Raw genomic sequence first — 4,020 nt, 5'->3', positions numbered from 1 at the left:
AAAAATATAAACTTTCTATAAGTTTTAAATAAATTAAAAAATAAAATAAAAATAATATTTAAAAATAAAAAAGAAAAAAACAAAAAATTTTTTACATCAAAAGAAGAAAATAAATTATTTAACATAAATTTTTAATATAAAATTATTATTAATTTCTATTGAAAATAATTTTTTATAAAACAAAAATATATATATAATGACATAGTTTATAATATAAAAAATTAAAATTCAGTTTATTGGAGAAATTTGATAAATTCATCAAAAGAAAAAATTTCTATATTTAACTTAAGAAGTTAATGCTTTTATTCAGCCATTTGATGAAAATTATAATTTTAAAATAAACAAACTAATAGGTATAAAACTATGATTAATACCACAAATCTCTGAACATTGTCCTTTTAACAGCAATCTCTTGCTTCTATTTAAAAATATTATATTCAAACGACCAGGTACAGCATCTATTTTTATTATTAAACTAGGGATAGTTCAAGAATGAAGAACATCATTAGATGAAATAATTAAACGAATAAATTTATTTCTAGGTAAAATTAAAGAATTATTTGTATTTAAACAACGAATTAAATTTCTACTTTTAATATATCTTTCAATTATTATTTTATTAGGAAATTCATAAGTTCAATATCATTGATTACCTATAATTTTTACATCTATGAAAGAAAACTTATTTTCTTCATAACAATATAATAAAAATATTGAAGGTAAAGAAATAATTAAAATTAAAATAGCAGGAATAACAGTTCAAAATAATTCTAATTCATTTCTTTCATTTATAAAAATTATAGATCTTCGATTTATTATAAAAAAATAGATTAAAATTATTAAAAAAATTCTTAAAACAATAATTAAATTTGTAATTGATAAATTAAAAATATCTATATTCTTTATTATAATATTATTAAAATTTTGTATCCAAAAAGAATTTATATTTGTCATAAAATTTGGAAAGTTGATTTTAAAATTTATTTACAATAAATTAATTATAAAAAAATCAAAAAATTAAATTTTTATTACATAAGATAAAAATTATATATATTCATATATAAAATTTAATAATAAAAAAAATTAAATAATTAATAATTTAATTAAATATTTTTAAATAGCGTGCCAGCTAAAGCGGTTAAACGATTAATTAAAATTAAACAAAAATAAAACTAAAAAAATATAGTAAAAGTTTATATATAGTAAAATATTTTATATATTAATATTAAAATAAGTAATAAAATAAATAAGAAATAAATTGGATTAGATACCCAAATAAATAAACTTTATAGTACTAAATTAATTTAATTAAACTAGAATTATTTGGCGGTAAAATTTAAATTTAAAGGGTCTTGATTTATAATAGAAAACACTCAATAAAAAAATCTTTTAGTTATAAATTTATATATTTCCGTTAAATTATATATAAATCAAAAGTTAAATTAATTATTTAAATAAACAGGTCAATATATAGTTAAAACAAAAGAAAAATTTAGACACAAAAAAAAATTAAAAGAAATAGAATTTAATAGTAATTTAAATAAAAATTTAAAAACAATTTTAAATGAATTTTTAATTTTATGTACATATTGCCCATCACTTTCATTTTAAAATGAAATAAGTTGAAACATAGTAGAAGTATAAGAATATGCTTCTAAAATTTTCTAAATACCCCGTATATTCAATTTCCAATTGAAGAGTAATGAAAATAATTTATGTTTAAAATTAAAGAATAAATTTACAAAATTTATATATTATAAACTTAAAAAACAGAAGTAAAAATATAAAGGAAAAAAATTATTATAATAATATCTTTCCAAAAATAATATAATATTTTATCATATCGATAACGAGGTATAAAAGAACGAGATCAAATGATTAAAATAAATAAAAATAAAATATTTAAATAATGAAACAAAAAAAAGAAATTAATTATAATTATTATAGATAAAAAAAAACCATACTCAATTAAAAAAATAAAACTAAATAAAGAAGATATATATTCAACATTAAAACCTGAAACTAATTCTGTTTCTCTTTCTAAAAATTCAAAAGGAATTCGATTTATTTCTCTTAAAGAAACTAAAACTAATCTAAAAATTATTATAAATGAAAATAAAAATAATTTGTTATTATAATTTCAATAAAAATAAAAGTTAAAAGAATTTAATATTAAATTAGGCAAAAGAAATAAAAATATTAAACCTACCTCATAACTAATAATTTGAATTAAAACTCGATATAAAGAAATCATAGAAAAAATACTATTAGAACTATATCTAAGTATAAAAAAAAAAAAGCCATGATTGAATAAATAAAAAAAAAAAAAAAAAAATTTATATATATATATATAAAAGAATTAATAAAAGGAAAATTTAAAGAAATAAAAAAATATATTATAATCCCAAAAAAGATTATTGTAATTCAAAATCTTTTAATTAAAAAATTTATTTTTAAAGTTTTTTTTGTAATTAATTTCAAAAAGTCAATTAATGAATGTAAAAATCTATTTAAAATAAAAAAATTAGGACCTTTACGATAATTTAAAATACCTAAAAATTTTCGTTCAAAAAGAGTAATAAATATAACTCTAATTAATATTGTTAAAATAATTAATAATTCAAATAAAATTATTTTCAAAAGTGTTTCCACTATATAAAATCTTAAATTTTATGCATAATATTTGCTTTTTTGAAACTAAAAAAAGTTTCAAAAACTTTAAAAATAAAAATTACTGATAGAGGGGGATCCTTTTATTAACTGCAATTTAATAATTAATTTCTATCATTATATATAAAATAATTAAAAAAATTATTAATTCTATTATAATAATTCCTACTCCTTCCAATATTAGACTTATATGAAATTTTGGTTCAATATTAGGATTAAGAATATTAATACAAATTATTTCTGGTTTATTTTTATCAATAAATTATTGTGGAAATATTATACTAGCTTTTAACTCGTATATTTATATTAGAAAGATTATTGAAAATGGATTAATCTTACAAATAATTCATGCTCATTTTTCTTCGATTATTTTTATTATTATATATTTACATATTTTTAAATCTTTAATAAATAAATCTTTTAATAAAAAAATAATATGAATAAGTGGAAATATTATAATATTATTAACTATAACTTCTGCTTTTTTAGGTTATGTTTTACCTTGAGGACAAATATCTTTTTGAGGAGCAACTGTTATTACTAATATTTTATCATCTATTCCTTTTTTAGGAAAAAACATTATTTTTTGAGTTTGAGGAAGTTTTTCTGTTGATAACCCAACATTAAATCGATTTTTTTCTCTTCATTTTATAATTCCATTATTAATCTTATCTATTTCTATATTTCATTTAATAATTCTTCACGAAAAAGGTTCATCTAATCAAATAGGTTTTAATTCAAATAAAGATAAAATTCTTTTTAGAAAAAGATTTATGTATAAAGATATAATTTCAATTTTTTTATTAATATTAGTTTATTTCTATTTTTTATTATTATTTGTAGATCAACATTATAGTATAGCAAAAGAAAATTTTTTTCCAGCTGATCCTTTAAATACACCTATTCATATTAAACCAGAATGATATTTTATGTTTGCCTACTCTTTACTACGTTCAATTCCAAGAAAAATTGGAGGAATTATAAGATTATTTATTTTATTTGTTTTTTTTTTTATATTAATATTTAATAAAAGACATTATTCTAAATTTTTTTTTTACAAAAAAATTATACTATTTAGTATATTAATGTTTTTTATTATTTTAACTAATTTAGGGTATAAGTTAATTGAATATCCTTTTACACAAATATCTTTATATGTAGGAATTTTAATGATTTTATCAATAAATTTTTTATAAAAAAGTTTTTTAATAAATTATTTTCAAAATAATTTTTATAACTTTAAGATTATTATATAATTTGCAAAATTATTTATTTATCTTAAATTATTATTTTTTTATTTATAATAAATATAAATTTAAATCCTATAAATTTTTTAATTAACTTTTCTTT

General features: G+C 15.4%; 3 protein-coding genes and 3 pseudogenes. 3 read left to right on the top strand and 3 right to left on the bottom strand.

Translation table 11 applies throughout. The annotated features are described in order from the left end of the window. Positions 1–324 precede the first annotated feature (324 nt). The 3 genes and pseudogenes from RC73_RS21595 to RC73_RS21585 form a co-directional block, all read right to left on the bottom strand. Positions 325–609 (bottom strand): annotated as a pseudogene (locus RC73_RS21595) (hypothetical protein). 1,261 nt (positions 610–1,870) lie between these two features. Continuing rightward, positions 1,871–2,110: pseudogene (locus RC73_RS21590) on the bottom strand (NADH-quinone oxidoreductase subunit H); the annotation flags it as partial. A 314-nt stretch (positions 2,111–2,424) separates the two neighbouring features. Beyond that, positions 2,425–2,652 carry an NADH-quinone oxidoreductase subunit H gene (locus RC73_RS21585; protein ID WP_160289596.1) on the bottom strand — a complete coding sequence of 76 codons (228 nt, stop codon included), beginning with the start codon at positions 2,650–2,652 and terminating at the stop codon, positions 2,425–2,427. A 224-nt stretch (positions 2,653–2,876) separates the two neighbouring features. Between RC73_RS21585 and RC73_RS21580 the strand changes: the two genes are divergently transcribed. The 3 genes and pseudogenes from RC73_RS21580 (at position 2,877) to RC73_RS21570 (ending at position 3,866) form a co-directional block, all read left to right on the top strand. Next, a complete protein-coding gene (locus RC73_RS21580; protein ID WP_081953878.1) occupies positions 2,877–3,110 on the top strand; it encodes a hypothetical protein in 234 nt (77 codons plus the stop codon). A 168-nt stretch (positions 3,111–3,278) separates the two neighbouring features. Next, positions 3,279–3,593: pseudogene (locus RC73_RS21575) on the top strand (cytochrome b N-terminal domain-containing protein); the annotation flags it as partial. 6 nt (positions 3,594–3,599) lie between these two features. Continuing rightward, the gene (locus RC73_RS21570; RefSeq protein WP_081953875.1) at positions 3,600–3,866 is read left to right on the top strand and encodes a hypothetical protein; all 267 of its coding nucleotides are present in this window, start codon (positions 3,600–3,602) and stop codon (positions 3,864–3,866) included. Positions 3,867–4,020 lie beyond the last annotated feature (154 nt).

This window comes from Shewanella sp. ECSMB14102, from assembly GCF_000813075.1.
Classification (GTDB): domain Bacteria; phylum Pseudomonadota; class Gammaproteobacteria; order Enterobacterales; family Shewanellaceae; genus Shewanella; species Shewanella indica.
This window is presented reverse-complemented; position numbering and strand designations above follow the sequence as displayed.